Genomic DNA, 26,376 nt, shown 5'->3' with positions numbered 1-26,376 from the left:
AAGCCAGGGGTTTCTCAGTCACTCGATGCCGGGCGTCGAAGTGAAGCAGGATCACTCCCACTCAATCGTCGCTGGCGGCTTGCTCGACACGTCATAGGTGACGCGGGAGATGCCTTCGATTTCATTGATGATGCGGCCGCTGACGGTTTCCAGCAGTTCGTAAGGCAGGTGTGCCCAACGCGCGGTCATGAAGTCGATGGTTTCCACGGCACGCAGGGCAACGACCCAGGCGTAACGACGGCCATCGCCGACAACGCCAACCGATTTCACCGGCTGGAACACCACGAACGCCTGGCTGACCTTGTGGTACCAGTCGGCCTTGCGCAGTTCTTCGATGAAGATGTGGTCGGCGCGACGCAGCAGGTCGGCGTATTCCTTCTTCACTTCACCGAGGATCCGTACACCCAGGCCCGGGCCCGGGAACGGGTGACGGTAGACCATGTCGTACGGCAGGCCCAGTTCCAGGCCCAGACGACGGACTTCGTCCTTGAACAGCTCGCGCAGGGGTTCAACCAGCTTGAGGTTCATTTCTTCCGGCAGGCCGCCCACGTTGTGGTGGGACTTGATCACGTGCGCCTTGCCGCTTTTCGCGCCAGCCGACTCGATCACGTCCGGGTAGATGGTGCCCTGGGCCAGGTACTTGATGTTGTCCAGTTTGTTGGACTGGGCATCGAACACGTCGATGAAGGTACGGCCGATGATCTTGCGCTTTTTCTCTGGGTCGCTTTCGCCTGCCAGATTGTCGAGGAACTGGTCTTCGGCATTGGCGCGGATCACCTTTACGCCCATGTTCTCGGCGAACATGGCCATCACTTGCTCGCCTTCGTGCAGACGCAGCAGGCCGTTGTCGACGAACACGCAGGTCAGCTGGTCGCCAATGGCCTTGTGCAGCAGCGCGGCAACCACCGAGGAGTCAACGCCGCCGGACAGGCCGAGCAACACGTTGTCGGTGCCAACCTGGGCGCGGACCTGGGCGATGGCGTCTTCAGCAATCTTCGAAGGCGTCCACAGGGCTTCGCAGCCGCAGATGTCGAGGATGAAGCGCGAGAGGATGCGACCACCCTGCTTGGTGTGGGTCACTTCCGGGTGGAACTGCACGCCGTAGTAGCCGCGAGCATCGTTGAACATGCCGGCAATCGGGCAGCTCGGGGTGCTGGCCAGGATGTGGAAGTCTTCCGGCATCTTGGTGACCTTGTCACCGTGGCTCATCCACACGTCGAGGCCGAACAGGCCATCGGCGTCGATATGGTCTTCGATGCCATCGAGCAGACGGCTCTTGCCGACCACGTCGACACGGGCGTAACCGAACTCACGCAGCTCGGAACCTTCAACCTTGCCACCCAGCTGTTCAGCCATGGTCTGCATGCCGTAGCAGATACCAAAGACCGGTACGCCCAGGTCAAACACCGCTTGCGGGCAGCGCGGGCTGTCGGCTACGTGCACGGACTCGGGGCCGCCGGCGAGAATGACGCCTTTTGGAGCGAATTCGCGAATCGCTTCGTCGTCCATGTCGAACGGATGCAGTTCGCAGTACACGCCGATTTCACGCACGCGGCGGGCGATCAGCTGGGTGTACTGGGAACCGAAGTCGAGGATCAGGATGCGGTGGGCGTGAATGTCGAGGGCCATGTGGTCAGTCTCGTCTATGCAGTTCGGTGAAGAGAATCAGAAACAACTCGGGGCTGAAAACAGCCCCGGTTACTTAACTTATTGCTGGAAGCCTCAACCTACGCGGTAGTTTGGCGCTTCTTTGGTGATTTGCACGTCGTGAACGTGGGACTCGGCCATGCCAGCGCCGGTGATCCGCACGAACTCAGGCTTGGTGCGCATTTCTTCGATATCGGCGCTACCGGTGTAGCCCATGGAAGAACGCAGGCCGCCCATCAGTTGATGGATGATGGCGCTCAGGGTGCCCTTGTACGGAACACGCCCTTCGATGCCTTCCGGAACCAGTTTCTCGGCGCCTGCCGAGGAGTCCTGGAAGTAACGGTCGGAGGAACCTTGAGCCTGGGACATGGCGCCCAGCGAACCCATGCCGCGGTAAGCCTTGTACGAACGGCCCTGGAACAGTTCGATCTCGCCTGGCGCTTCTTCCGTACCGGCGAACATCGAGCCCATCATCACGCAGGAAGCACCGGCCACGATGGCCTTGGACAGGTCACCGGAGAAACGGATGCCGCCGTCGGCGATCAACGGAACGCCAGTGCCTTCAAGGGCAGCGGCGACGTTGGCGATGGCGCTGATTTGCGGGACGCCGACACCGGCGACGATACGGGTGGTGCAGATCGAGCCTGGGCCGATACCGACCTTGACCGCGTCAGCGCCGGCTTCGGCCAGGGCCTTGGCCGCAGCGCCGGTGGCGATGTTGCCGCCGATGACCTGCACTTCAGGGAAGTTCTGCTTGACCCAGCGAACGCGGTCGATCACGCCTTTGGAGTGACCGTGAGCGGTGTCGACCACCACCACGTCAACGCCGGCATGGACCAGTGCGGCTACGCGGTCACCGGTGTCTTTACCGGTACCAACCGCAGCGCCAACGCGCAGACGACCTTGATCGTCCTTGCTGGCCAGCGGGTAGGCCTTGGCTTTTTCGATGTCGTTGACGGTCATCATGCCTTTGAGGGCGAATTTGTCGTCGACGATCAGTACGCGTTCGATACGGTGCTTGTGCAACAGCTCACGGACGTCGTTCTTGTCGGCGCCTTCCTTGACCGTGACCAGACGCTCTTTAGGCGTCATCACTTCACGGACGCTGGCGTCCATGCGGTTTTCGAAACGCACGTCACGGGAAGTGACGATGCCGACCAGGTCGCCATCGTGCAGTACCGGAACGCCGGAGATGTTGTGCTGGCGGGTGAGTTCGAACAGTTCACGAACCGTGGCGTCAGCCTCGATGGTGATCGGGTCCTTGACCACGCCGGCCTCGTACCGCTTGACCTTACGCACTTCGGCAGCTTGCTGCTCGATGGTCATGTTCTTGTGGATGATGCCGATGCCACCTTCCTGAGCCATGGCGATTGCCAGACGGGCTTCAGTAACGGTGTCCATGGCGGCGGAAACCAGTGGAATGTTCAGCTCGATGCCACGGGTAAGGCGGGTCTTGAGACTGACTTCGTTAGGAAGAACCTCGGAATAACCGGGCACTAAAAGAATGTCGTCGAAGGTCAGAGCTTCTTGGCTGATACGCAGCATCGCGGGGGCTCCCGAGCGGGAAAATGGAAGCGCGCCATTATAGTCAGACACCCCCTCGGGTTCAATGTAAAACTCTGTCTATTATCGACGCGGTGATCGACGGAGCTTTTGGCACACAAATCCCGTAGGAGCGAGGCTTGCCCGCGAAGGCATCACCGCGGTACATCAGGTAGACCGAATCGATGCCTTCGCGGGCAAGTCGGATCGCCGCACCGCTCGCTCCTACATTTACAGTTCGACCTTGACCCAACTCACGGGCTGATCCAGCCAATCGGCGAATTCGTCGATAAAGCTCTGCTTGAACCCGGCCTCGAGCCAGTTGTTGAAGATGAACCCCAGGTTGGAAAAGCCGCACTCCTGCAAGAACAGAAACCCGTTGATGTCGTCTTCATGTCCGCATTCAGGACATGTGAAGTTATCGGTGCGCCCCGGCATCCAGTCTTCCAGGCTTTCGAACAGCGCTTCGCCGACTTCCTTGCGGCACTCGGCGCAGCCGGCTTCTTCGAGGAATCCCTTGGCCGGTGTATAGATGCAGCGCTTGCTGATGATCTCCAGGCCATTGATCGGTTCGCCGAACGGCAGCGCGTCAGGGTGCAGGACCACCGCGCGGGCGCCGTCGGCGATGGCATGGGCCATGCGATTGCCGGTGCGGCCACAGGTACTCAGTTCTTCTTTAATGATGTTCTTGCGCACCAGCCAACGCACGACCGCCCGGGCCCGGGGTTCGTGTACCGGCAGCGTGGAGATTTTCGGGATGATGATGCTTTGCGAATTCATGGTGCAGGCCTACAAATACTGAATGATCCACCCTTGTGGGAGCGAGCCTGCTCGCGATGAGGTCATTGCAGCCAACATTGATGTTGCCTGACCCACCGCCATCGCGAGCAGGCTCGCTCCCACAGGATTTGCGGCGGCAGCTTAATCCCTGACGAAATCCGGTCAAGTACTCAAATAACGCCCGATCAAGGCAATCCCGCTGGCCAGCACCAGCCAGGTCACCAGCCGCACGAATGCCTCGCGGGACAATTTCATGGTCAACCGCCGGCCGATCCACAACCCCAGCGCCATCGCCGGCAACAAACACAGCGCCAATACCAACAAGGGTAGCTCGGCATACACACCAGCGACGGCAAACAGGCTCAAACGCACCACGGTGCTGCAACTGATCAGCGCACTCTGGGTCGCCCGGGCGGCGTCCTTGGGCAACCGACTGTTCAAATAGATCGCATATAAAAAGCCTCCACTACCAAACAGCGCGCCGAACATCCCGCCCACGGTGCCCATTGGCACCGCCCACCCGGCAGACAATTGCGCTGGACGGGTTTTAATCCACAGGCTGTAAATCGCATAGGCGCTGATAAACAGCCCCATCAACAGCAGCAAGACATCGGATTTCAGGTTCAGCAGGAAAATCACCCCCAACGTGCAACCCACCGCCATGCACGGCAGCAGTCGCAGCAACTCAGGGCGAGCCACATCCCGTCGCGAGGGCAGTAAATTGCCGAACGCCGCGACAAAATCCAGCAACACCAGCAGCGGCACGATTTTCGACAGTGGCATGAACAGAATCAGAATCGGCCCCGCCACCAGCGCGGTGCCGAAACCGGCGATGCCGAACACGATGTAGGCCAGGGCAACACCCAACCCGATCACCAGCCAATCCACCGCACCCCACGGCCATTGGTTCAACAACTCCAGCACATTCATCGACACGGTTTCCTTTTATTCCTGTGATGACTTTAGCCAGCGCCAGGGGTTGCGACTAATATCTTCAAAGTCGACTACCCATCTCGAAAAGGCATATCTGATGCTTTCAACCCGCCAATTGCGCTACTTCGTGGAAATCGCCGAGAGCGGCAGCTTCAGCGCTGCAGCCGAACGACTGTTCGTTGCTCAATCAGCCTTGAGCCGACAGATCAAAGACATGGAAACCCGGCTGCAAACGCCGCTGTTCGAACGCACCGCGCGCCAGCCCCGACTGACGGCAGCGGGTGAGGCCTTTTTGCCTCGGGCCAGAAATCTGCTGAACGAACTGACCAAGGCCAGCGAGATGGCCACTCAGGTGGGCACCGGTCAACTTGGCGTCTTGCGCCTGAGTCACTCCAGCACCGTGCCCATGAGCGGTCGGCTGCTGCGAAGCATCGGCGTTTATCTGGATCGGCGCGCCGGTGTGTCGTTGGACATCGTCAAGCTGTCCTCCGAGGCGCAACAGGAAGAATTGGCCGAAGGTCGCCTCGATGTGGGTCTGTTGCGCCTGCCGGTGTTGCGTCAGCGTGAAGGGGTGCAGATTGTTCCACTGTACAGCGAGCGTCTGTTGCTGGCGGTGCCGCCGAATCATCGGCTGGCTGTGGATAAGTCCGCCCAAGGCATCGATCTGGCACAGCTGAAGAATGAAGCGTTTATTTCCATCCCTCATCCACAGCGTGGCGGCCTGAGCTATTTGTGCGCCGAGCTGTGCATGCGCCAGGGATTCTTCCCCCGGGCCGCTCGAGTGGTGTCGCGCAAAACCACGCAACTGCAATTGATCCAGGCCGGGTTAGGCATTGCGCTGTTACCAGAATCGATGCAGGACATCGCGCCGCCGGACATCCACTTTCTGCCCTTGGCCGACCCCGATTGCCACAGCACCGTCGCCCTCGCCTGCCGGCAGAATCCCACGGCGCTGGTCCAACACTTCATCAACACCTGCACAGATCATTGTGGGAGCGAGCCTGCTCGCGATAGCGGTTCAACATTCAACATCAATGTCGACTGACACACTGCTATCGCGAGCAGGCTCGCTCCCACAGGGGATTTTCGCCGGATCATGGAGATTGTTTGCCGAAAGCCTTTAAACTGCGCCCCATGATTAAAGATCCCTTTGCAAGACTCGGCCTGGACCGGGAAGTCCTGACTGTCAGCCAGCTCAACGGCCGCGCGCGGGTGTTGCTCGAAGACGTGTTCAGCAACATCTGGGTTGAAGGCGAAATATCCAACCTTGCCCGCCCGGCGTCCGGCCACGTGTATTTCACCCTCAAGGACAGCGGCGCCCAGGTGCGTTGCGCGTTGTTCCGGCAGAACGCCGCGCGGGTTCGGCAGGCGCTGAAGGATGGCCTGGCGGTCAAGGTTCGCGGCAAGGTTTCGCTGTTTGAAGGCCGTGGTGACTACCAACTGATCCTCGACACCGTGGAACCGGCCGGTGACGGCGCCCTGCGCCTGGCCTTCGATGCGCTGAAAGAAAAGCTCAGCGCCGAAGGCCTGTTCAGCGCCGAGCGCAAAGTGCCATTGCCGGCGCATCCGCAACGCATCGGCATCATCAGTTCGCCCACCGGCGCGGTGATCCGCGACATCATCAGTGTGTTCCGCCGCCGCGCCCCGCAGATCCAACTGACGCTGATCCCCACCGCCGTGCAAGGCCGCGAAGCCACTGCACAGGTTGTCCGTGCGCTGAAACTGGCGGACGCCCGTGGTTTCGACGCGTTGATCCTGGCCCGTGGCGGCGGCTCGCTGGAAGACCTCTGGTGTTTCAACGAAGAAGCCGTGGCCCTCGCCGTGGATGCCTGCGTGACGCCAATTGTCAGCGCCGTCGGCCATGAAACCGACGTATCGATCAGTGACTTCGTTGCCGACGTTCGCGCCCCGACACCGTCCGCCGCGGCCGAACTGCTCGCGCCGGATTCCAGCGATCTGGTGCGTCGGGTCGAAAGCCTGCATCGACGCCTGGTGATGCGCATCCGCGATCGTTTGATGCGTGACCGGCTGCGTCTGGAAGGCATGGCCCGGCGCCTGCGCCATCCCGGCGAACGGCTGCGCCAGCAAGCACAACGTCTGGATGATCTGGACATGCGCATGCGCCGCGCTTTCGAACGCAGCCTCAATACCCGTCGCGAACGCTTGATCCGCCTGGAAACCCGCCTCGCCGGGCAACATCCGGGACGGCAACTGGCGATGCTCCGCCAGCGTCTCGACAGCCTCGCCGAACGCCTGCCCCGGGCCATGCGTGAAGGGCTCAAGTCTCGCCGCCTGCAACTGCAAAGCCAGATGCAGACGCTGCACGTGGTCAGCCCGTTGGCGACCCTCGCTCGTGGCTACAGCATTCTGCTGGACGAGCGCGGCAATGCGATCCGTAGCGCCGCGCAGACCCACACCGGCCAGCGCCTGAAAGCCAAACTGGGCGACGGCGAGTTGCAAGTGCGGATCGAAGACAATCACCTGACGCCTGTCACCCTTTCTTTACTGGATTGATCCATGCCGCGTTTTTTAGCTCCGCTGCTGTTGCTGTGCCTGACCTTCAACGCCCACGCCGACAGTTACATCACTCGCCTGTTGAATAAACCGGTGCCGGGTGGCGTGGCGGTGGTGGATTTGGGCAGCTCTGCCCAGGCACCGAAGGCCAGTTATCAAGGTAAACCGGTGCTGGTGGTCAAGGAACAGAACAATTGGCTGGCCATCGTCGGCGTGCCGCTGACCGTCAAACCGGGCAACCAATCCCTCAGCAGCGGCGGTCGTAACCTGAACTTCACGGTCAGCAGCAAGAAATACCCGGAACAGCACATCACCCTGAAAAATACCCAGCAGGTCAATCCGAACCCGGAGAATCTCAAGCGCATCGAGGGTGAACTGGCCGAGCAGATCAACGCTTACCGCAGTTTCAGCCCGAACACCCCGAGCAATCTGCTGCTGGACAAACCGGTTAACGGGCCACTGTCGAGCAAGTTCGGCGTGCGCCGCTTCTTTAATGGAGAAGAGCGCAATCCGCATGCAGGCCTGGACTTCGCAGTACCTGCCGGTACACCGATCAAGACCCCGGCGGCGGGCAAGGTGATTCTGATCGGCAACTACTTTTTCAATGGCAACACGGTGTTTGTCGACCACGGCCAGGGCTTTATCAGCATGTTCTGCCACATGTCGAAGATCGACGTGAAGGTTGGGCAGCAATTGGCGCGCGGTGGTGTGGTCGGCAAAGTCGGCTCCACCGGGCGCGCGACCGGGCCGCATATGCACTGGAACATCAGCCTGAATGATGCGCGGGTGGATCCGGCGATTTTTATTGGGGCGTTTCAGCCGTAAATAGTGGTTGAGGCTGATGGCCTCTTCGCGGGCAAGCCTCGCTCCTACAGATTTACGTCATGCCCACATGGTGCATTCGCCCCAAAATCTGTAGGAGCGAGGCTTGCCCGCGAAGGCGATGTCACAGGCACCGCTTATTCCGCCTCAAGGTCCTCAATCCCGTGGACCTCCCTGTGCGCCAGACGCTCTTTGATCCAGGTCTGAGTTTCCTGCGAGAAACCAGCCAATTCTTCAGATGTGATCAGCTCATGAGTACACAGCCCCAGCAAATGAGCAGGCGCCTCATTGCGTGAGTGACTGAAAACGCCAAACGCCCAATACAGCTCCTGCTGGCTGGCCTTCAGCCTTTCTTCACTGGCTTCAATACGCTCATAAGGCGCCAGACTTTTATTCAGCACCGTACGCTCGACCTCCTCCATGATCCGGGTACACATCCGCTCATGGGCCACCGGACGCAGTGCGCCATAAAGCTTCCAATCCGATTCGTTCATCGCGACTCCTGCTTGCCAGTGTCTGGTTGGGGCTTTAAGAATAGCTGCACCGAGCGAGACAATACCGCCAACTTCCAATTGCGCATCGCTCAAACCTTGCGCAAACATCGATAGAATCAACGCCATTCACCGCAATAAAATCTCTACAAACCCAACTTTTCGAGTATTTCTCTCAATTTTTTTCGACTGCTTGCCATCCTTCACCCCCGCGGTTAGGGTTGAAGGCATGAAAACCTCTCATACCCTCATTCAGCTTCGCCAGCACCGCAGTCTGTGCCTCGTCAGTGCACGACTGCCGGGCTGAATCGCGGTGCCTCGTCTTACGCTTTATCCCCAGAACATTTGATCCACCGGCAGGCCGCCTTTTTTCGGCCCACACAATAAGGATTTTCCGATGAGCATGCTCAAAGACCCGTCTTCGAAATACCGCGCATTTGCGACCATCGACATCCCGGACCGCACCTGGCCATCGAAGACCATTACCGCAGCGCCGATCTGGTGCAGCTCGGACCTTCGTGACGGCAACCAGTCGCTGATCGAGCCCATGGACGCGGTCAAAAAGCTGCGCTTCTGGAAAACCCTGGTGCAGGTCGGCGTGAAAGAAATCGAAGCCTCGTTCCCGGCCGCTTCGCAAACCGACTTCGACTTCGTGCGTACCCTGATCGAAGACGGCCACATCCCGGACGACACCACCATTCAGGTGCTGACCCAGGGGCGTGAAGACTTGATCGCGCGAACCTTCGAATCCCTGCGCGGCGCCAAGAAAGCCATCGTTCACCTGTACAACGCGACCTCCCCTTCCTTCCGCCGCATTGTCTTCAACCAGGACAAGGACGGGATCAAGGCCATCGCCGTGAACGCCGCCAAGCTGTTCGTCAAATACGCCGCCCAGCAGCCGGAAACCGAGTGGACCTTCGAATACTCGCCAGAAACCTTCAGCGCCACCGAACTGGAATTCGCCAAGGAAGTCTGCGACGCGGTGATCGAAGTGTGGAACCCGACGCCTGAGCACAAAGTGATCCTCAACCTGCCTGCGACCGTCGAATGCGCTACCCCGAACATCTATGCCGACCAGATCGAATGGTTCGGCCGCCACATCAACCGTCGTGACAGCGTGATCATCAGCCTGCACACCCACAACGACCGTGGCACTGGCGTGGCCGCCACCGAGCTGGGCCTGATGGCCGGCGCCGACCGTGTCGAAGGTTGCCTGTTCGGCAACGGCGAGCGTACCGGTAACGTCGATCTCGTCACCGTGGCATTGAACCTCTACACCCAGGGCATCCACCCTGAGCTGGACTTTTCCGATATCGACGGCGTGCGCAAAGTCGTCGAAGAATGCAACCAGATCCAAGTGCACCCACGTCACCCGTATGTTGGCGACCTGGTGCACACCGCGTTCTCCGGCTCGCACCAGGATGCGATCCGCAAGGGCTTCGCCCAGCAGAAACCGGACGCCCTGTGGGAAGTGCCGTACCTGCCGATCGACCCGGCCGACATCGGTCGCAGCTACGAGGCAGTGATTCGCGTCAACAGCCAGTCGGGCAAGGGCGGTATCGCCTACCTGCTGGAGCAGGAATACGGCATCAGCTTGCCGCGCCGCATGCAGATCGAGTTCAGCCAGGTCGTGCAGCGTGAAACCGATCGCCTGGGCCTTGAGATGACGGCTCAACAGATCCATGCGCTGCTGCACAGCGAGTACTTGCAGGCCAACACCCCGTACGCGCTGGTCAGCCATCGCTTGCAGGAAGAAAACGGTCACAGCGCCGTGGAAGTGGAAGTTTCCAGCAAAGGCCAGGGCGAAACCAACCTGCACTGGCGTGGCAAGGGCAACGGCGCTCTGGAGGCCTTGGTGGCCGGTCTGCCGATCCCGGTTGAGATCATGGACTACAACGAACACGCCATCGGCGCGGGCACCAATGCCAAGGCTGCGGCCTACATCGAGCTGCGTGTGAATGGTGAGCGTGCGGTGCACGGCGTGGGTATTGATGAAAACATCACCACCGCCAGCTTCAAGGCCCTGTTCAGCGCGCTGAACCGCTCCCTGAGCCAGCCGGAAGCGAAAGCGGCGTAAACACCCTACGCTGCAATGCAAAAGGCCCCGGGGTGAGAACCTCGGGGCCTTTTTGTTTGCCTGCAGATTATGTATTGGCTGTCATGGCCTCATCGCGAGCAGGCTCGCTCCCACAGTGGATTTTGGGTGAACACAAAATGGGGGGTTTACACGATCTACTGTGGGAGCGAGCCTGCTCGCGATGACGGCAGGTCAGGCAAAGACAATCTCAGGTGAACTCGAAGGTATCCGCATCCAGATTCGCCGGAAACCGTGTGCGATAAGCCGCCAGCTCCGCCGCGTCCAGAACAACCTTGAAGACCCCATCGGCATCGCCTGCGCTGAGCAACGTCTCACCCTGAAAATCCAGGACCTGACTGTCACCGGTATACGCAAAGCCTTTGCCATCGGTGCCGATGCGGTTCACCGCCGCCACATAGCAGAGGTTTTCAATCGCCCGTGCCGGTAGCAAACGGTTCCAGTGCTGGCGCCGAGCGCCCGGCCAATTGGCGGTGTACAGCAACAGATCGGTGTCTTGGGGGTCGCGGCTCCAGACCGGGAATCGCAGGTCGTAGCAAATCAGCGGCCGCACTCGCCAGCCCTTCAATTCGAACTGCACCTGACGCTCACCCGGGGTGTAGTGGTTGTGCTCGCCCGCCATGCGGAACAGGTGACGCTTGTCGTAGTGCCACACCTCCCCGTCCGGCCGCGCCCACAACAGACGATTGCGATGACTGCCGTCAGCCACCTGAACGATGATGCTACCGGTGATTACCGCGTCCAGTTTCGCCGCCTGAGCCCGCAACCATTTACTGGTGGGGCCATTTTCCGGCTCGGCGAGGGTTTCCGATTCCATGGAGAAACCGGTGGTGAACATCTCCGGCAGGATGATCAAGTCAGCGCCGCGAGCCTGTTCCAGCAACGGCTCGAAATGCCCCAGATTGGCCTGACGATCATGCCAGGCCAGGGTGGTCTGGATCAGCGCAACATTCAGATTGGGCAGAGCACTCAGATCACGCATAGTTTTGCCGCTGCTTCACGCAGGGTCTCCTCGCGTTTGGCAAAGCATAGACGCACCAGGCGCTGGCCTTCGGGTGGCGTCTGGTAGAACACCGAGATCGGGATGCTCGCGACGCCATGTTCGCGGGTCATCCACAGCGCCATCTCGACATCATTGAGGTCCGGGCGGATCTGCGAGTAATCGACCAACTGGAAGTAAGTACCGGCTACACGGGTGAAACTGAAGCGCGATGGCGTGAGCAGATCGCAGAACAGATCGCGCTTGGCCTGATAGAAGCCCGGCAACTCTTCGACGTGTTCCGGGTGCTCGGCCATGTAATCGGCCAAGGCGTATTGCAACGGCGTCACGCCGCAGAAACTGACGTACTGGTGAACCTTGCGCAGCTCGGCGGTGAGCGCCGGCGGTGCGACCACGTAGCCGGTTTTCCACCCAGTGACGTGATAGGTCTTGCCGAAGGAGCTGACCACGAACGCGCGCTGATACAGTTCTTCGTGATTCAGCACGCTGACGTGAGGCACGCCATCGAACACCAGGTGTTCGTAGACTTCGTCGCTGATCACATAAATGTCGCGGTCGCGGATCAACGCCGCCAGTTGATCCAGTTCGGCACGGCTGATCAGCGCACCGCTAGGGTTATGCGGCGTGTTGAGAACGATCATCCGCGTGCGCGGCGTAATCGCCTTGGCGAGCGTCTCGAAGTCGATAGCGAAGTCATTCACGCCCAGCTGCACGTGGACGCATCGACCACCGGCCAGCTCAACCGATGGTTCATAACTGTCATAGGCCGGATCGAAGACGATCACTTCGTCACCGCTGTGGATAACCGCTTGAATGGCGCAAAAGATCGCCTGGGTGGCGCCGGGTGTGACTGTCACTTCATGGTCGGCATCCACGTGAACGCCGTAGCTGCAGGCGATCTTCGCCGCAATCTGCTGACGCAACGCCGGCAGGCCGGTCATCGGCGAATACTGGTTGTGGCCACTGGCGATATGCCGAGCTACCGCATCGCACAGGGCCTGCGGGGCATCGAAATCGGGAAAGCCCTGGGACAGGTTGATCGCCCCGGTTTGCGCCGCGAGCTGAGACATCTGCGTGAAGATAGTGATGCCGACATTCGGCAGCTTACTGGTGATCATCGGTGATTCCCTGCTCTACACCCGGCTCTACGGCGGCACGGGAGAGCCCGAGGATAGCCCAAACGGCGCCCATAAAAAAAGGGCGCCAACCGGCGCCCTTCTTCTAATACATACACCGCATAACCTGTGGCGAGGGAGCTTGCTCCCGCTGGACCGCGAAGCGGTCCCAATATCTGCAACCGAAGTCGTTCAGGCAGAACGTATCGGCTGATTTGCGACTGCTGCGCAGCCGAGCGGGAGCAAGCTCCCTCGCCACAACAAGCCCCTCACAAAAAAGAGTGAGGTAGTGAATCAGCGTTTGTCTTTACGCTTCTTCTCGGCTTTCTTGTGGTGAGTCATCAAACGACGCTTCTTGTTGACCTGACGGTCGGTGAGCGTGTTCTTGTTGCCTTCGTACGGGTTCTCGCCGCCCTTGAACTCGATACGGATCGGCGTGCCGACCAGCTTGAGCACCCGACGGTAAGTGTTTTCCAGGTAACGGACGTAAGACTTCGGAACCTTCTCGATCTGGTTACCGTGGATCACGATGATCGGCGGGTTGGCGCCACCCAAGTGGGCATAACGCAGCTTGATCCGGCGGTTGTTGACCATCGGTGGCGCGTGCTCGCCGACCGCATCTTCCAGAATCTGGGTCAGGCGGTTGGTCGGCCAGCGGGTGACCGCGGACTTGAACGAGTTCTGTACCGACGCGTAGAGGTTGCCTACGCCAGTGCCGTGCAGGGCCGAGATGAAGTGGATGTCGGCGAAGTCGACGAAGAACAGTCGACGTTGCAGCTCGATCTTCACGAAGTCGCGCTCGCTCGGCGTCATGCCGTCCCACTTGTTGATCGCGATGACCAACGCACGACCTGCTTCAAGGGCAAAGCCCAGCAGGTTGAGGTCGTGGTCCACCACGCCTTCGCGAGCGTCCATCACGAAGATCACCACGTTGGCGTCTTTGATCGCTTGCAGGGTTTTGACCACGGAGAACTTTTCGACTTCTTCGTGGATCTTGCCGCGCTTGCGCACACCGGCGGTGTCGATCAGCGTGTACTTCTCGTCGTTACGTTCGAACGGGATGTAGATGCTGTCGCGGGTGGTGCCGGGCTGGTCATACACGATGACCCGGTCTTCACCCAGCATGCGGTTGACCAAGGTCGACTTGCCAACGTTCGGACGGCCGATGATGGCGATCTTGATACCGTCTTTTTCGCTCGGGCCAGGAATGCGCTTGGCTTCCTCACCTTCGGCAACGATCTCTTCTTCACCTTCCTCAGGTTCTTCGTCGTCTTTCGGGAAGTCGCTCAGGGCGATTTCCAGCATCTGGGTGATGCCACGACCATGAGCTCCCGCGATCGGGATCGCGTGGCCCATGCCCAGCGGGGCGAATTCGGCGCGGGCCATTTCAGGGTCGATGTTATCGACCTTGTTGGCGACCACGTAGGAACGCTTGTTACGCTTGCGCAAGTGCTCGGCGATCATCTGGTCGGCCGCGGTGAAACCGGCCTTGGCATCTACCAGGAACAGAACGACATCCGCTTCTTCAATGGCCAGCAGCGACTGCTCGGCCATTTTTTCGTCCATACCGTGCTCGTCACCGGAGATACCGCCGGTGTCGACCAGAATGTAGGAACGCCCTTGCCACTTGGCCTCACCGTATTGGCGATCACGGGTCAGACCGGACAAGTCGCCGACGATGGCGTCGCGAGTCCTGGTCAGGCGGTTGAACAAGGTGGACTTGCCGACGTTCGGTCGGCCCACCAGGGCGATTACGGGAACCATGCGGCTCTCCACTTCGTTATTTCAGAAAATACAAAAGCCGCTGCGAGGCAGCGGCTGGTGCTCGGGGCAGCACTTGGGAGTGCTGCGAACCCCGTGAAACGGGGCTGCCTGGGATTTAACCCCAAGCATAGTCAAACCTTTACTTAATGGTCAGGGCTTCCAGTTTGCCGCTGTTGCCATACAGATAAATCGTGTCACCCACCACCAGCGGACGGGCACGCAGGCCGTCGCTGTCGATGCGTTCGCGGCCGACGAAACGACCGTCCACCTGGCTCAGCAGATGCAGGTAACCTTCCATATCACCGACTGCAACATAGCTGGAGAACACTTCCGGAGCCGACAGTTGACGGCGAGCCAGCGAATCGTTGCTCCACAAGGCTGTGGTGGAACGTTCGTCAACGCCTTCAACAGTGCCCGAAGACAGGCTCACGTAGACGCTGCCAAAACCCTGGGCGACACCGGCATAGCTGGAAGCATCACGCTGCCAGAGCTGACGACCGCTTTCCAGATCCAATGCCGCAACGCGACCCTGATAGCTGGCGACATACAGTGTACCGCCGGACAGCAGCAGGCCACCGTCGATATCGACAACACGCTCCAGTTCCGAACGACCTTGTGGAATCGCTACACGTTGTTCCCACACCGGCACGCCGTTGGAAATATCGAGAGCGACCACTTTACCGGTCGACAGGCCAGCCACCGCGAGGCGATTGGTGACGATCGGCGCACTGGTGCCGCGCAGGGTCAATACCGCCGGAGTGCTGTCATACAACCAGCGCTGGGTGCCGGTAGCGGCATCCAGGCCGATCAGACGGTCATCCTGAGTCTGAACCACAACGACATCACCGTTGTTGGCCGGCGGCGCGAGGACTTCGCTGGACACGCGAGCGCGCCATTTCTCTTCACCGTTGATGGCGTCCAGGGCAACGATTTCACCCTTGATCGTACCGATCAGGAGCAGACCGTAGCTGACGCCGACAGCGCCGGAAACAGGCAGTTCGAGATCTTTCTTCCATTTGACGTCACCGTTGCTGCGATCCATCGCCATCACCACACCGGTGACGTCGGCGGCATAGATGGTATCGCCATCGATCGCCGGAACCAGCATGTTGTAGGTTTCGCCCTGACCGTCACCGATCGAACGACTCCACTGCTTTTGCAGAACCACTTCTTCTTTGAAGTCGGTCAACTCGGCCGGTGGCAATTCTTTTTTGCTGTTGCTGCTGCAACCCGCGGCCAATATGGCCAGAGCCAGCAATGCTGCATGTTTCCAACGGATCACGTCACGCATCCCCTTTGGCCAGGTCGTCCAGCTTGATTTGTAGGCCACCGACCGCCGCTTCATCCGACAGTGCCGCCTTGGCTTTTTGATACGCCGCGTTCGCTTCGTCGGTACGACCCAATTGCACCAGCAGGTCGCCTTTGAGTTCTTCGCGAGTGGCCAGGAAGGCCTTGTCGGCATCGCCTTCGAGCAGCTTCAGGGCTTCATCGACCTTGCTCTGCGCGGCCAGCACTTGCGCCAGGCGCTGACGGGCGATTTCGCCCAGTGCCGGGTTGGCCGGCTTGTCGACGATGGCTTTCAGCTCGCTGGCTGCATCGTCCAGCTTGCCGCTGTCGACCGCGACTTTCGCCACGAACAGGCTGCCGTATTGCGCGTAAGCGGTGCCGCCGAACTCGGCGTTGAGCTTGCCGGCCAGATCCGAAACACGTGCAGCATCAGGCTTGCCGTCAGGCGTCAGCGTGGTTTCGAGCAATTGCTGATAGAGAATCGAGGCGCCTTGCGACTGATTGCTCTGATACTTCTGAAAGGCCTGCCAGCCGAACACGATGACCAGCGCCAACAGGCCGCCAGTGACCAGGGGCTTGCCGTTGCGTATCCACCAGTCCTTCAACTCCGCCAGATGTTCGTCTTCGGTACTCGACACCCCAATACTCCTTAATCGCTAAATCGGCTGTTTGACAGCTTCAACCCTGCACGACGCAGGTGGCCAGGTGTGCAGCAAGCGCATCCCAGGCAATGCTTTGTTGTTCGCCCTGGCCACGCAGGGGTTTGAAACCTACCACTTGCTGGGCCATTTCGTCGTCACCGAGGATCAATGCGTAAAGCGCACCGCTCTTGTCGGCTTTCTTGAACTGGCTTTTGAAGCTGCCGGCGCCGGCATTGACTTGCAGGCGCAGGTTGGGCAATTGATCACGAACACGCTCGCTCAGGGTCAGACCGGCCAGCTCGGCGGCTTCACCGAAGGCGCAGAGGTAGACGTCGACCTGACGGGAGATTTCTGCCGGGATCTGCTCCAGGGTTTCAAGCAGCAGCACCAGACGCTCGATGCCCATGGCGAAACCAACGCCCGGGGTCGGCTTGCCGCCCATCTGCTCCACCAGACCGTCGTAACGACCACCGGCACACACAGTGCCCTGAGCGCCCAACTTGTCGGTGACCCATTCGAAAACGGTCTTGCTGTAGTAATCCAGCCCGCGAACCAGCTTCGGGTTGATCACGTAAGGAATGCCGGCAGCGTCCAGACGAGCCTTGAGGCCCTCGAAGTGCACACGGGATTCTTCGTCGAGGTAGTCGGCCATTTTTGGCGCGTCAGCCAATGCCGCTTGGGTGTCGGGGTTCTTGGTATCCAGAACCCGCAGCGGGTTGGTCTTCAGACGGCGCTGGCTGTCTTCGTCCAGTTGATCCAGGCGAGCAGACAGGTATTCGACCAGTGCTTCACGATAACGGCCACGGGACTCGCTGGTGCCCAGGCTGTTGAGTTCGAGCTTGACCGCATCACGGATGCCCAGCTCGCCCCACAGGCGCCAGGTCAGCACGATCAGCTCGGCGTCGATGTCCGGACCATCGAGGTTGAAGACTTCGCAACCGATCTGGTGGAACTGGCGATAACGGCCTTTCTGCGGACGCTCATGGCGGAACATCGGGCCGATGTACCAGAGTTTCTGCACCTGGCCACCGCCGGTGATGCCGTGCTCGAGCACCGCACGAACGCACGCCGCTGTGCCTTCCGGGCGCAGGGTCAGGGAATCGCCGTTGCGGTCGTCAAAGGTGTACATCTCTTTTTCGACGATGTCGGTCACTTCACCGATGGAGCGCTTGAACAGCTCGGTGAACTCGACGATCGGCATGCGAATCTGCTTGTAACCGTAGTTATCCAGCAAACGCGAGACGGTGCCCTCGAAATGACGCCACAGGGGAGTCTGTTCGGGCAGGATGTCGTTCATGCCACGAATGGCTTGCAGAGACTTGCTCACATTAAATCCTTAAATTCCGTTCGGCTCTTCAGTCGGGCTCAGCCGCGCGCAATGACTGCTGCGTCAGCTTCGACCTTTTCGGCCGCTTTCTGGCGGATCAAGCGTTCAAGCTCATCCACCAGATTGTCATTCGTCAGCTTCTGCGACGGCTTGCCGTCGATGTAAATCAGGTTTGGTGTGCCGCCGGTCAAGCCGATATGGGCTTCCTTGGCTTCGCCCGGCCCGTTGACCACGCAACCGATGACCGCGACATCCAGCGGCACCAGCAGGTCTTCGAGGCGTCCTTCCAGCTCGTTCATGGTTTTGACCACATCGAAGTTCTGCCGCGAGCAACTCGGGCAGGCGATGAAGTTGATGCCACGGGAACGCAGGTGCAGGGATTTGAGAATGTCGTAGCCGACTTTCACTTCCTCGACCGGGTCGGCCGCCAACGAGATGCGAATAGTATCGCCAATCCCTTCGGCGAGCAGCATACCGAGGCCCACGGCGGATTTCACTGTACCTGAACGCAAACCACCGGCTTCGGTGATACCCAGGTGCAATGGCTGGACGATTTCCTTGGCCAGCAAGCGGTAGGCGGCAACGGCCATGAACACGTCAGAGGCTTTTACGCTGACCTTGAAGTCCTGGAAATTCAAGCGCTCGAGGTGTTCGACGTGACGCAAGGCAGACTCGACCAGCGCAGCGGGGGTTGGCTCGCCGTATTTCTTTTGCAGGTCTTTTTCCAGGGAACCGGCGTTCACGCCGATGCGGATTGGAATCCCGCGATCACGGGCGGCATCGACCACCGCACGCACGCGGTCTTCGCGACCGATGTTACCCGGGTTGATCCGCAGGCAATCGACACCCAGTTCGGCAACACGCAGCGCGATTTTGTAGTCGAAGTGGATGTCGGCCACCAACGGTACTTTGACCAGTTGCTTGATCTTGCCGAAGGCTTCGGCGGCGTCCATGTCCGGTACGGAAACCCGCACGATATCGACGCCAGCCGCTTCCAGACGATTGATCTGGGCGACCGTGGCGGCGACGTCATTGGTGTCGCTGTTGGTCATGCTCTGCACAGCGATGGGCGCATCGCCGCCAACAGGCACGTTACCGACCCAGATTTTCCGGGATTCGCGACGTTTGATTGGAGATTCGCCGTGCATGACTTATTGACCCAACTTCAGGCGAGCAGTCTCGCCACTGGTGAACGGAGCGACATCAACCACCTGCCCGTTGTAGCTGACCTGCGCGCCACGGGCAAAGCCCAGGCGCACGGCAAACGGCGGCTTGCCGCTGACAGTAACGTTTTCGCCTTTACGTTTGAGACCACTCAACAGCACTTTGCCGGTGCCGTCGGTGACTTGCGTCCAGCAGTCGGCGGTGAATTGCAGCTGGACCTGCCCCTGTCCGGCAACCGGAGCAGCCACTGCTGGAGCAGGAATGGTCGGAGTGACCGAAGCGCTCGCAGGCGGGGTCGATACCACAGGAGCGGTCGGGGCCGGAGTTGCGACAACCGGCGCAGTGCTGTGCGTCGGTGCAGCAGGCGCTGGGGCCGCCGGTGCAATCGGAGCGGCAGCAGGCGCAGTGGCTTCAGCTTCGGCCGGTGCTTCAGTGGAGTCCTCGGCCTGTGGCAACGCCAGCGACGTCGAGCCTTCAGCCTGACCTTCCGCGACAGCCTGGTCTTCCGGCTCGTCCAGCGGATGGATCTGCGTGGTGCCGTCGGCACCTTCCACTTCAACGTGTTCCGGGCTCAGGCTGACCAGGTCTTTGGTGCGCAATGAGGTCTGATCCTGCCACCAGACAAAACCACCGCCGATCACCGCAATCAGCAGCAACAGGCTGACGATTCGCAAAATGGTGTGGGAAACCCGAACCGGCTCTTCGATACGCCCCAGGCTGTGGACGTTGCTGCCCTGGGAGTCGGTACCGGTGGATTGGTCGAACTGCTGGACCAGAACGGTTTGGTCCATGCCGAGCAATTTGGCATACGCGCGAATATAGCCACGAGCAAAGGTGTGCCCAGGCAGCTTGTCGAAAGCGCCGGCTTCCAGATTACTCAGGGAATTGACGGTGAGGTTGAGCTTGAGGGCCACTTCGGCCAGCGACCAGCCATTGCTTTCGCGGGCCTGGCGCAAAGTCTCACCGGGGTTAACGCGATTCGCTGCTACAACTTCGGGATGCGCCGCTTTCATCATTGCTCCGACAGGTATTGCTGATATTCCGGCGTACCGGGATAGAGTCGTTTTAATTGCAGGCCAAAACTGGCGGCCTTGTCGCGATCTTCGAACACTTTTGCCAGCCGAACGCCGAGCAATAGACTACGTGCATTTTGTTCGGTGAGCAGGCTAAAACGGTCGTAATAGTCACGCGCGGGCACATAATGCCTGTCTTCGTAAGACAACTCAGCCATTTCCAGCAATGCACGTGGCTGTTGGCGATTCAAACGCAGGGCTTTTTCCAGTTGCTGGCGGGCCAAGTCACGCTGGCCAAGCTTTGAAGCGGTCATGCCCAGGTTTTCGAAAACCCGTGAACGCTCAGGATACAAGGTATCGGCGGCGGCCTGTTCGAAGCGTTCGTACGCCTCTTTGTAACGTTTCTCTTCGAAAAGAAAACTGCCGTAGTTATTCAGGATTCGCGCATCGGCGGGACGAGAAGACAGCGCCTTGCGAAAATGCTGATCGGCCAGTTCCGGCTCCATCTCGGCCTGGAACACCAGCCCCAAGGCCGCGTTGGCGTCAGGATCCGAGCTATCCAGGTCCAAAGCCTTCTTCAACGGGACTTTGGCACGCTCGGTCATGCCCTGCTGCAGATACCCCAGGCCCAGCTGCACGTAGGCGGCACGCGCTTCATCACGGCCCTTGCTGGTCTTCATCGGGTTGAAATCGCCCGACAGGACACAACCAGCACAAAGGCTGGCCAACAGCACAAGCAGCGCGAAGCGCAGGGACATAGAGATCCTCTCTTAATTATTGTTCGCAGCGTTTGTTGCGATATCGTTTTCGGCGCTCAACTCGCGCACGGCGATATAACGTTCGCTGCGACGGGTGCGATCCAGCACCTGCCCTACCAATTGGCCACACGCGGCATCGATGTCTTCACCGCGGGTGGTGCGTACGGTGACATTGAAGCCTGCATGGTGAAGCTGATCCTGGAAACGGCGAATCGCGTTGTTGCTCGGACGCTCGTAACCGGAATGCGGGAACGGGTTGAACGGAATCAGGTTGATCTTGCACGGAATGTTCTTGAGCAACTCGATCATCTCAACGGCATGTTCAACCTTGTCGTTGATGTCCTTGAGCAAGGTGTACTCGATGGTCAGCACGCGCTTTTCGCCCAGGGACGACATGTAGCGCTGGCACGACTCCAGAAGCATCTTAAGCGGATACTTCTTGTTGATCGGCACCAATTGGTTACGCAATGCGTCATTCGGTGCGTGCAGGGACAACGCCAGGGAGACATCGATGTGCTTGGACAGCTCATCGATCATCGGCACCACGCCCGAAGTGGACAGGGTCACGCGGCGCTTGGAGATCCCGTAGCCCAGGTCATCCATCATCAGATGCATGGCGGCCACGACGTTGTCGAAGTTCAGCAGCGGCTCGCCCATGCCCATCATCACCACGTTGGTGATGGCACGGTCGGCGGTCGCCGGGATGCTGCCGAACGATTTATTGGCAATCCACACCTGGCCGATGACTTCGGCGGCGGTGAGGTTGCTGTTGAAACCTTGCTTGCCGGTGGAGCAGAAACTGCAATCCAGGGCACAGCCTGCCTGGGACGAAACGCACAATGTGCCGCGTTTGCCCTGGGGAATGTACACGGTCTCGACGCAGCTACCGGACGCCACGCGCACCACCCACTTACGGGTGCCGTCGGTGGAGATGTCCTCACTGACCACTTCGGGGCCGCGAACTTCAGCAATCGCCTTGAGCTTGTCGCGCAAGGCTTTGCTGACGTTCGTCATGGCGTCGAAATCATCGACGCCAAGGTGGTGAATCCATTTCATTACCTGACCGGCACGGAAACGCTTCTCCCCGATTGAGTCGAAGAATTTTTCCATTTCCTGTTGAGTCAGACCCAGCAGGTTGGTTTTTATAGTCGATGTAGTCATGGATTCACCTTCACTCATAAGCCAATGCTTAGCGAGTGGTTACTTCAGTAGCTGCGAAGAAGTACGAGATTTCGCGAGCGGCAGCGGCTTCGGAGTCCGAACCGTGTACAGCGTTGGCGTCGATGGAATCAGCGAAGTCAGCACGGATGGTGCCGGCAGCAGCTTCTTTAGGGTTGGTAGCGCCCATCAGCTCACGGTTCAGAGCGATAGCGTTTTCGCCTTCCAGAACCTGAACGACAACCGGACCGGAGATCATGAAAGCAACCAGGTCGCCGAAGAAACCACGAGCGCTGTGCTCAGCGTAGAAGCCTTCAGCTTCGGCTTTGGACAGTTGCTTCAGTTTCGAAGCTACAACGCGCAGGCCTGCTTTTTCGAAACGAGTGGTGATCTCGCCGATAACGTTTTTAGCAACAGCGTCAGGCTTGATGATGGAGAAAGTACGTTGAACAGCCATGGTGTAACTCCAGAAACGGTAATTTGTGAAAAATTAAACCCGCGAATTATACGCGGGTTCTTGGGTATTGCCTAACTGCGTACGGTGCAGACTCAGTCTGCTTCTTCGATCCAGGCGGCCTGAATGGCTTCAAGCACCTTCTCGCCACCGCGGGTCGGATCATCACTGAACTCCGGCAATGCCAGCACCCATTGGTGCAGATCGACGAAGTTCACGTAACGCGGATCCACTTCCGGCCTGGATTCAGCCAGTTGGATCGCGATTTCCAGCACATCAACCCATTTCAGACTCATGAAAGCTCCTTGAATCAGTGCGGCGCTTCGGCAGCGTGGTTGAGCGAGTACTTCGGAATCTCGACGGTCAGGTCTTCATTTCCGACGATCGCCTGACAGCCTAGACGCGATTGCGCCTCCAGACCCCAGGCCCGATCAAGAAAGTCTTCTTCCAGCTCATCCGCCTCTTCCAGCGAGTCGAAACCTTCGCGGATGATGCAGTGGCAGGTGGTGCAGGCGCAGACGCCGCCACAGGCGCTTTCCATCTCGATATGGTGTTCATGGGCCAGTTCGAGAATGGATATCCCGGGCTCAGCCTCCACAACCATGCCTTCCGGGCAGAACTTCTCGTGTGGCAGAAAAATGACCTGCGGCATCAGTTATCCTCGATTTCATTCAGGTTGCGCCCCGCCAGAGCGGCTTTCACCGTCGAGTCCAGGCGGCGGGCAGCAAAAGCATCGGTCACCTGCGACAGACGCTTGGTCTGCTGCTCGATGGCGTAACCATCGGTGCCTTTCATCAATTCGGTCAGTTCCTGCATCTGCAATTCGATGACCATGCGCTCTTCGGCGTCGAGCAGACGTTCGCCGTCGACATCCAGAGCGCCCTGCACCGCTTCGATCAAGCGCTGGGCATCGACTTGTTGCTCACGCAACACGCGGGCGACCTTGTCGTCGTTGGCGTGCTGGAACGAATCCTTGAGCATTTTGGCGATTTCGCCGTCGGTCAGACCGTAGGACGGCTTGACCTGGATGCTGGCTTCGACGCCCGAACCCAATTCGCGGGCCGAGACACTGAGCAGACCGTCGGCGTCGACCTGGAAGGTCACGCGAATCTTCGCCGCACCAGCCACCATCGCCGGAATACCGCGCAATTCGAAGCGTGCCAGGGAGCGACAGTCGCTGATCAACTCACGCTCGCCCTGCAGCACATGGATTGCCATGGCCGACTGGCCATCTTTGTAAGTCGTGAAGTCCTGGGCCCGGGCGACGGGAATGGTGGTGTTGCGCGGAATCACCTTTTCCATCAGGCCGCCCATGGTTTCCAGCCCCAGGGACAACGGAATCACGTCGAGCAACAGCAGTTCGCCGCCGTCACGCTTGTTGCCGGCCAGGGTATCGGCCTGGATCGCGGCACCGATGGCCACGACTTGATCAGGATCGATTTCGGTCAGCGGTTCGCGACCGAAGGCTTGCGCAACGGCTTCGCGAACGCGAGGCACGCGAGTCGAGCCGCCCACCATGACCACAGCATGAACATCTTCCAGCTCGATACCGGAATCACGCACAGCGCGTCGGCAGGCTTTCAGGCTGCGAGCAACCATCGGCTCGATCAGCGCATTGAAGGCTTCACGGGTCAACTCGGCCTTCCAGTCGCCATAAGCAACTTCGACGGACGAGGACTGGGTCAGGGCCTCTTTGGCCGCACAAGCGGTTTGCAGCAGATTGCGTTGCGTACCCGGATCGAGGTCGGCCGACAGACCGGCACTCTCGATGATCCAGCCGGCGATTGCGTGATCGAAGTCATCGCCACCCAGGGCGCTGTCGCCTCCGGTAGCCAGCACTTCGAACACACCGCCGGTCAGGCGCAGAATCGAAATATCAAAGGTGCCGCCGCCCAGGTCGTAAATGGCGACCAGGCCTTCGGCCTGCTGATCCAGACCGTATGCCACCGCAGCAGCGGTCGGTTCGTTGAGCAAACGCAACACGTTCAGGCCGGCCAGCTTGGCCGCATCCTTGGTGGCTTGACGCTGAGCATCATCGAAATAGGCCGGAACGGTGATCACTGCACCAACCAATTCGCCACCCAAGGTCGCTTCAGCGCGCTGACGCAGTACCTTGAGGATATCAGCGGAGACTTCGACCGGGCTTTTCGGGCCTTGCACAGTGTCGATGAACGGCATATGCGACTCGCCGCCGACAAAACGGTACGGCAGCTGATCGCCCAATTGCTTGACGTCGGACAGACCACGACCCATCAAGCGCTTGACCGACAGCACAGTGTTCAACGGATCGGTGGCGGCGGCCAGTTTGGCCGATTCGCCAACTTCGACGCGATCGGCGTGATAACGCACGGCAGACGGTAGAATGACCCGCCCTTGCGCGTCGGCCAGAGGCTCGGAAAGACCACTGCGCAATGCAGCGACCAGCGAATTGGTAGTGCCCAAGTCGATCCCCACAGCCAGACGACGCTGGTGCGGTTGAGGACTTTGGCCGGGTTCGGCGATCTGCAGTAGGGCCATCGTGATCAGGACTTATCTGTATATCAGGCGTGCGACCGGAGCGGCACTGGGTTAATCGTCGAGGCGCTCTTCTAACTGGCGCACTTCGTAGGTGAGCTTGTCGAGGAACTGCATGCGCCGCATCAGGCGTTCGGCCTGCTCACGTTGCGCTACATCATCCCAACAGGCTGCGAAGCTTTCGTTCAGCTCATCCTGCGCGGTCTTCAGGCGACGCTTGAACACTGCAACACCCGCCAGATCGGCGCTGTCTTGCAGGTCTTCGAGCTCTTCACGCAACTCCATCTGCTGCAGAAGAAACGCCGGATCATGCACCGTGACCTCCAGCGGCAGCTCGCGACCGCCCATGGCGAGCAAGTAACGCGCGCGCTTGGGGGGACTTTTGAGCGTCTGGTAGGCCTCGTTGAGGCTCGCGGATTGCTCGAGCGCCAGCCGCTGCTCACGCTCGGAAGCGTCGGCAAAGCGGTCCGGATGAACACCGCGCGCCAACTCACGGTAGCGCGTGGCCAACTGCTCGAGATCCAGACGGAAACTCGGCTGCAGTTCAAATAAAGCGAAATGACAAGGAGTACCCACAAGCAGCCTCAGATGTTGAAGCTTTCGCCGCAGCCACATTCACCGCGCACGTTGGGATTGTTGAACTTGAAGCCTTCGTTCAACCCTTCCTTGACGAAATCGAGCTCGGTGCCGTCCAGGTATGCCAGGCTTTTCGGGTCGATGATCACTTTCTCGCCGTGACTTTCGAACACCTGATCCTCTGCAACCACCTCGTCGACAAACTCCAGCACGTAGGCAAGGCCGGAACAGCCTGTGGTGCGAACACCCAGACGAATCCCTTCACCTTTGCCGCGCCCGTTGAGGGAGCGTCGCACGTGTTGAGCAGCCGCTTCTGTCATGCTGATAGCCATCGGTGACTCCTTACTCGTCGCCAAATCTTGAAAGTCAGATCAAGCCTTTCTTCTGCTTGTAGTCGCGAACGGCCGCTTTGATAGCGTCTTCAGCAAGTACGGAGCAGTGAATTTTCACTGGCGGCAGAGCCAATTCTTCGGCCAGCTGAGTGTTCTTGATGGTCTCTGCTTCATCCAGAGTCTTGCCTTTCATCCACTCGGTCGCCAGGGAGCTGGAGGCGATCGCCGAACCGCAACCGTAGGTCTTGAACTTGGCGTCTTCGATGATGCCAGCTTCGTTGACCTTGATTTGCAGACGCATCACGTCGCCGCACGCCGGGGCGCCGACCATGCCGGTGCCGACATCAGGGTCTTCCGCGTCCATCTTGCCGACGTTGCGCGGGTTCTCGTAGTGGTCGATGACCTTTTCGCTGTAAGCCATGATTCTTAATCCTCACTCATCAGAGAGT

26 protein-coding genes are annotated in these 26,376 nt (G+C 59.5%); 4 read left to right on the top strand and 22 right to left on the bottom strand.

Annotation, left to right across the window (positions count from 1 at the left end):
* Window positions 1-51: 51 nt before the first annotated feature.
* The 4 genes from guaA to ACA044_RS05420 all read right to left on the bottom strand — a co-directional run bounded on the left by guaA (window position 52) and on the right by ACA044_RS05420 (window position 4,899).
* A complete protein-coding gene (gene guaA / locus ACA044_RS05435; protein ID WP_007903619.1) occupies window positions 52-1,629 on the bottom strand; it encodes a glutamine-hydrolyzing GMP synthase in 1,578 nt (525 codons plus the stop codon).
* A 93-nt stretch (window positions 1,630-1,722) separates the two neighbouring features.
* On the bottom strand, window positions 1,723-3,192 hold the full coding sequence (gene guaB, locus ACA044_RS05430; protein WP_030129862.1) for an IMP dehydrogenase: 1,470 nt from the start codon (window positions 3,190-3,192) through the stop codon (window positions 1,723-1,725).
* A 228-nt stretch (window positions 3,193-3,420) separates the two neighbouring features.
* Window positions 3,421-3,969, bottom strand: coding sequence for a sugar ABC transporter ATPase (locus ACA044_RS05425; RefSeq protein ID WP_497445467.1), 549 nt, complete (start codon window positions 3,967-3,969; stop codon window positions 3,421-3,423).
* Window positions 3,970-4,131: 162 nt separating this feature from the next.
* Window positions 4,132-4,899 carry a sulfite exporter TauE/SafE family protein gene (locus ACA044_RS05420; RefSeq protein WP_497445466.1) on the bottom strand — a complete coding sequence of 256 codons (768 nt, stop codon included), beginning with the start codon at window positions 4,897-4,899 and terminating at the stop codon, window positions 4,132-4,134.
* Between the two features lie 100 nt (window positions 4,900-4,999).
* Between ACA044_RS05420 and ACA044_RS05415 the strand changes: the two genes are divergently transcribed.
* The 3 genes from ACA044_RS05415 (at window position 5,000) to ACA044_RS05405 (ending at window position 8,241) form a co-directional block, all read left to right on the top strand.
* A complete protein-coding gene (locus ACA044_RS05415) occupies window positions 5,000-5,947 on the top strand; it encodes a LysR family transcriptional regulator (protein WP_497445465.1) in 948 nt (315 codons plus the stop codon).
* A gap of 89 nt (window positions 5,948-6,036) precedes the next feature.
* Window positions 6,037-7,416 carry an exodeoxyribonuclease VII large subunit gene (xseA, locus tag ACA044_RS05410; protein ID WP_497445464.1) on the top strand — a complete coding sequence of 460 codons (1,380 nt, stop codon included), beginning with the start codon at window positions 6,037-6,039 and terminating at the stop codon, window positions 7,414-7,416.
* A 3-nt stretch (window positions 7,417-7,419) separates the two neighbouring features.
* Window positions 7,420-8,241 (top strand): peptidoglycan DD-metalloendopeptidase family protein, encoded by an 822-nt coding sequence (locus tag ACA044_RS05405; protein WP_497445463.1) that lies wholly within the window; start codon window positions 7,420-7,422, stop codon window positions 8,239-8,241.
* 134 nt (window positions 8,242-8,375) lie between these two features.
* Here the strand turns inward: ACA044_RS05405 and ACA044_RS05400 are convergent, their stop codons facing one another.
* Window positions 8,376-8,858 carry a hypothetical protein gene (locus ACA044_RS05400; RefSeq protein WP_497445462.1) on the bottom strand — a complete coding sequence of 161 codons (483 nt, stop codon included), beginning with the start codon at window positions 8,856-8,858 and terminating at the stop codon, window positions 8,376-8,378.
* 268 nt (window positions 8,859-9,126) lie between these two features.
* Here ACA044_RS05400 and leuA point away from each other — a divergent pair, with 268 nt between their 5' ends.
* Window positions 9,127-10,806 carry a 2-isopropylmalate synthase gene (gene leuA / locus ACA044_RS05395; protein ID WP_497445461.1) on the top strand — a complete coding sequence of 560 codons (1,680 nt, stop codon included), beginning with the start codon at window positions 9,127-9,129 and terminating at the stop codon, window positions 10,804-10,806.
* A gap of 208 nt (window positions 10,807-11,014) precedes the next feature.
* On the opposite strand, the gene ACA044_RS05390 is transcribed toward leuA, so the two are convergent.
* From ACA044_RS05390 to iscU, 17 genes are all read right to left on the bottom strand, one after another.
* Window positions 11,015-11,806: an amidohydrolase gene (locus ACA044_RS05390; protein ID WP_497445460.1), complete on the bottom strand. Its 792-nt coding sequence runs from the start codon at window positions 11,804-11,806 to the stop codon at window positions 11,015-11,017.
* Window positions 11,794-12,942: a pyridoxal phosphate-dependent aminotransferase gene (locus ACA044_RS05385; protein ID WP_497445459.1), complete on the bottom strand. Its 1,149-nt coding sequence runs from the start codon at window positions 12,940-12,942 to the stop codon at window positions 11,794-11,796. Before ACA044_RS05385 ends, ACA044_RS05390 begins: the two co-directional genes overlap by 13 nt.
* A gap of 291 nt (window positions 12,943-13,233) precedes the next feature.
* On the bottom strand, window positions 13,234-14,703 hold the full coding sequence (gene der / locus ACA044_RS05380; RefSeq protein WP_497445458.1) for a ribosome biogenesis GTPase Der: 1,470 nt from the start codon (window positions 14,701-14,703) through the stop codon (window positions 13,234-13,236).
* 139 nt (window positions 14,704-14,842) lie between these two features.
* Window positions 14,843-15,994, bottom strand: coding sequence for an outer membrane protein assembly factor BamB (bamB, locus tag ACA044_RS05375; protein WP_497445457.1), 1,152 nt, complete (start codon window positions 15,992-15,994; stop codon window positions 14,843-14,845).
* Window positions 15,987-16,628 (bottom strand): tetratricopeptide repeat protein, encoded by a 642-nt coding sequence (locus tag ACA044_RS05370; RefSeq protein ID WP_497445456.1) that lies wholly within the window; start codon window positions 16,626-16,628, stop codon window positions 15,987-15,989. The genes bamB and ACA044_RS05370 overlap by 8 nt, the downstream gene beginning before the upstream one ends.
* A 40-nt stretch (window positions 16,629-16,668) precedes the next feature.
* A complete protein-coding gene (hisS, locus tag ACA044_RS05365) occupies window positions 16,669-17,958 on the bottom strand; it encodes a histidine--tRNA ligase (RefSeq protein ID WP_497445455.1) in 1,290 nt (429 codons plus the stop codon).
* A gap of 38 nt (window positions 17,959-17,996) precedes the next feature.
* On the bottom strand, window positions 17,997-19,106 hold the full coding sequence (ispG, locus tag ACA044_RS05360) for a flavodoxin-dependent (E)-4-hydroxy-3-methylbut-2-enyl-diphosphate synthase (protein WP_007903603.1): 1,110 nt from the start codon (window positions 19,104-19,106) through the stop codon (window positions 17,997-17,999).
* Between the two features lie 3 nt (window positions 19,107-19,109).
* Window positions 19,110-20,135, bottom strand: coding sequence for a RodZ domain-containing protein (locus ACA044_RS05355; RefSeq protein ID WP_497447168.1), 1,026 nt, complete (start codon window positions 20,133-20,135; stop codon window positions 19,110-19,112).
* Window positions 20,135-20,893: a type IV pilus biogenesis/stability protein PilW gene (gene pilW, locus ACA044_RS05350; RefSeq protein WP_007903601.1), complete on the bottom strand. Its 759-nt coding sequence runs from the start codon at window positions 20,891-20,893 to the stop codon at window positions 20,135-20,137. The genes ACA044_RS05355 and pilW overlap by 1 nt, the downstream gene beginning before the upstream one ends.
* A 12-nt stretch (window positions 20,894-20,905) precedes the next feature.
* A complete protein-coding gene (rlmN, locus tag ACA044_RS05345; protein ID WP_497445454.1) occupies window positions 20,906-22,054 on the bottom strand; it encodes a dual-specificity RNA methyltransferase RlmN in 1,149 nt (382 codons plus the stop codon).
* A gap of 28 nt (window positions 22,055-22,082) precedes the next feature.
* The gene (gene ndk / locus ACA044_RS05340) at window positions 22,083-22,508 is read right to left on the bottom strand and encodes a nucleoside-diphosphate kinase (protein ID WP_007916882.1); all 426 of its coding nucleotides are present in this window, start codon (window positions 22,506-22,508) and stop codon (window positions 22,083-22,085) included.
* 92 nt (window positions 22,509-22,600) lie between these two features.
* Window positions 22,601-22,801 (bottom strand): Fe-S cluster assembly protein IscX, encoded by a 201-nt coding sequence (iscX, locus tag ACA044_RS05335; protein WP_007903597.1) that lies wholly within the window; start codon window positions 22,799-22,801, stop codon window positions 22,601-22,603.
* 14 nt (window positions 22,802-22,815) lie between these two features.
* On the bottom strand, window positions 22,816-23,157 hold the full coding sequence (gene fdx / locus ACA044_RS05330; protein ID WP_048395462.1) for an ISC system 2Fe-2S type ferredoxin: 342 nt from the start codon (window positions 23,155-23,157) through the stop codon (window positions 22,816-22,818).
* Entirely contained in the window at window positions 23,157-25,022 is a 1,866-nt protein-coding gene (hscA, locus tag ACA044_RS05325; RefSeq protein WP_497445453.1) for a Fe-S protein assembly chaperone HscA, read from the bottom strand. The genes fdx and hscA overlap by 1 nt, the downstream gene beginning before the upstream one ends.
* A 51-nt stretch (window positions 25,023-25,073) precedes the next feature.
* On the bottom strand, window positions 25,074-25,595 hold the full coding sequence (hscB, locus tag ACA044_RS05320) for a co-chaperone HscB (RefSeq protein WP_497445452.1): 522 nt from the start codon (window positions 25,593-25,595) through the stop codon (window positions 25,074-25,076).
* Between the two features lie 8 nt (window positions 25,596-25,603).
* Window positions 25,604-25,927, bottom strand: a complete 324-nt coding sequence (gene iscA, locus ACA044_RS05315; protein ID WP_007903589.1) for an iron-sulfur cluster assembly protein IscA — start codon at window positions 25,925-25,927, stop codon at window positions 25,604-25,606.
* A gap of 34 nt (window positions 25,928-25,961) precedes the next feature.
* Entirely contained in the window at window positions 25,962-26,348 is a 387-nt protein-coding gene (iscU, locus tag ACA044_RS05310; protein ID WP_028620148.1) for a Fe-S cluster assembly scaffold IscU, read from the bottom strand.
* Between the last annotated feature and the right edge of the window lie 28 nt (window positions 26,349-26,376).

The organism is Pseudomonas sp. LBUM1673 (assembly GCF_059695645.1).
Note: the sequence above shows the minus strand (reverse complement) of the source record. Positions and strands in the feature narration are given on the sequence as shown.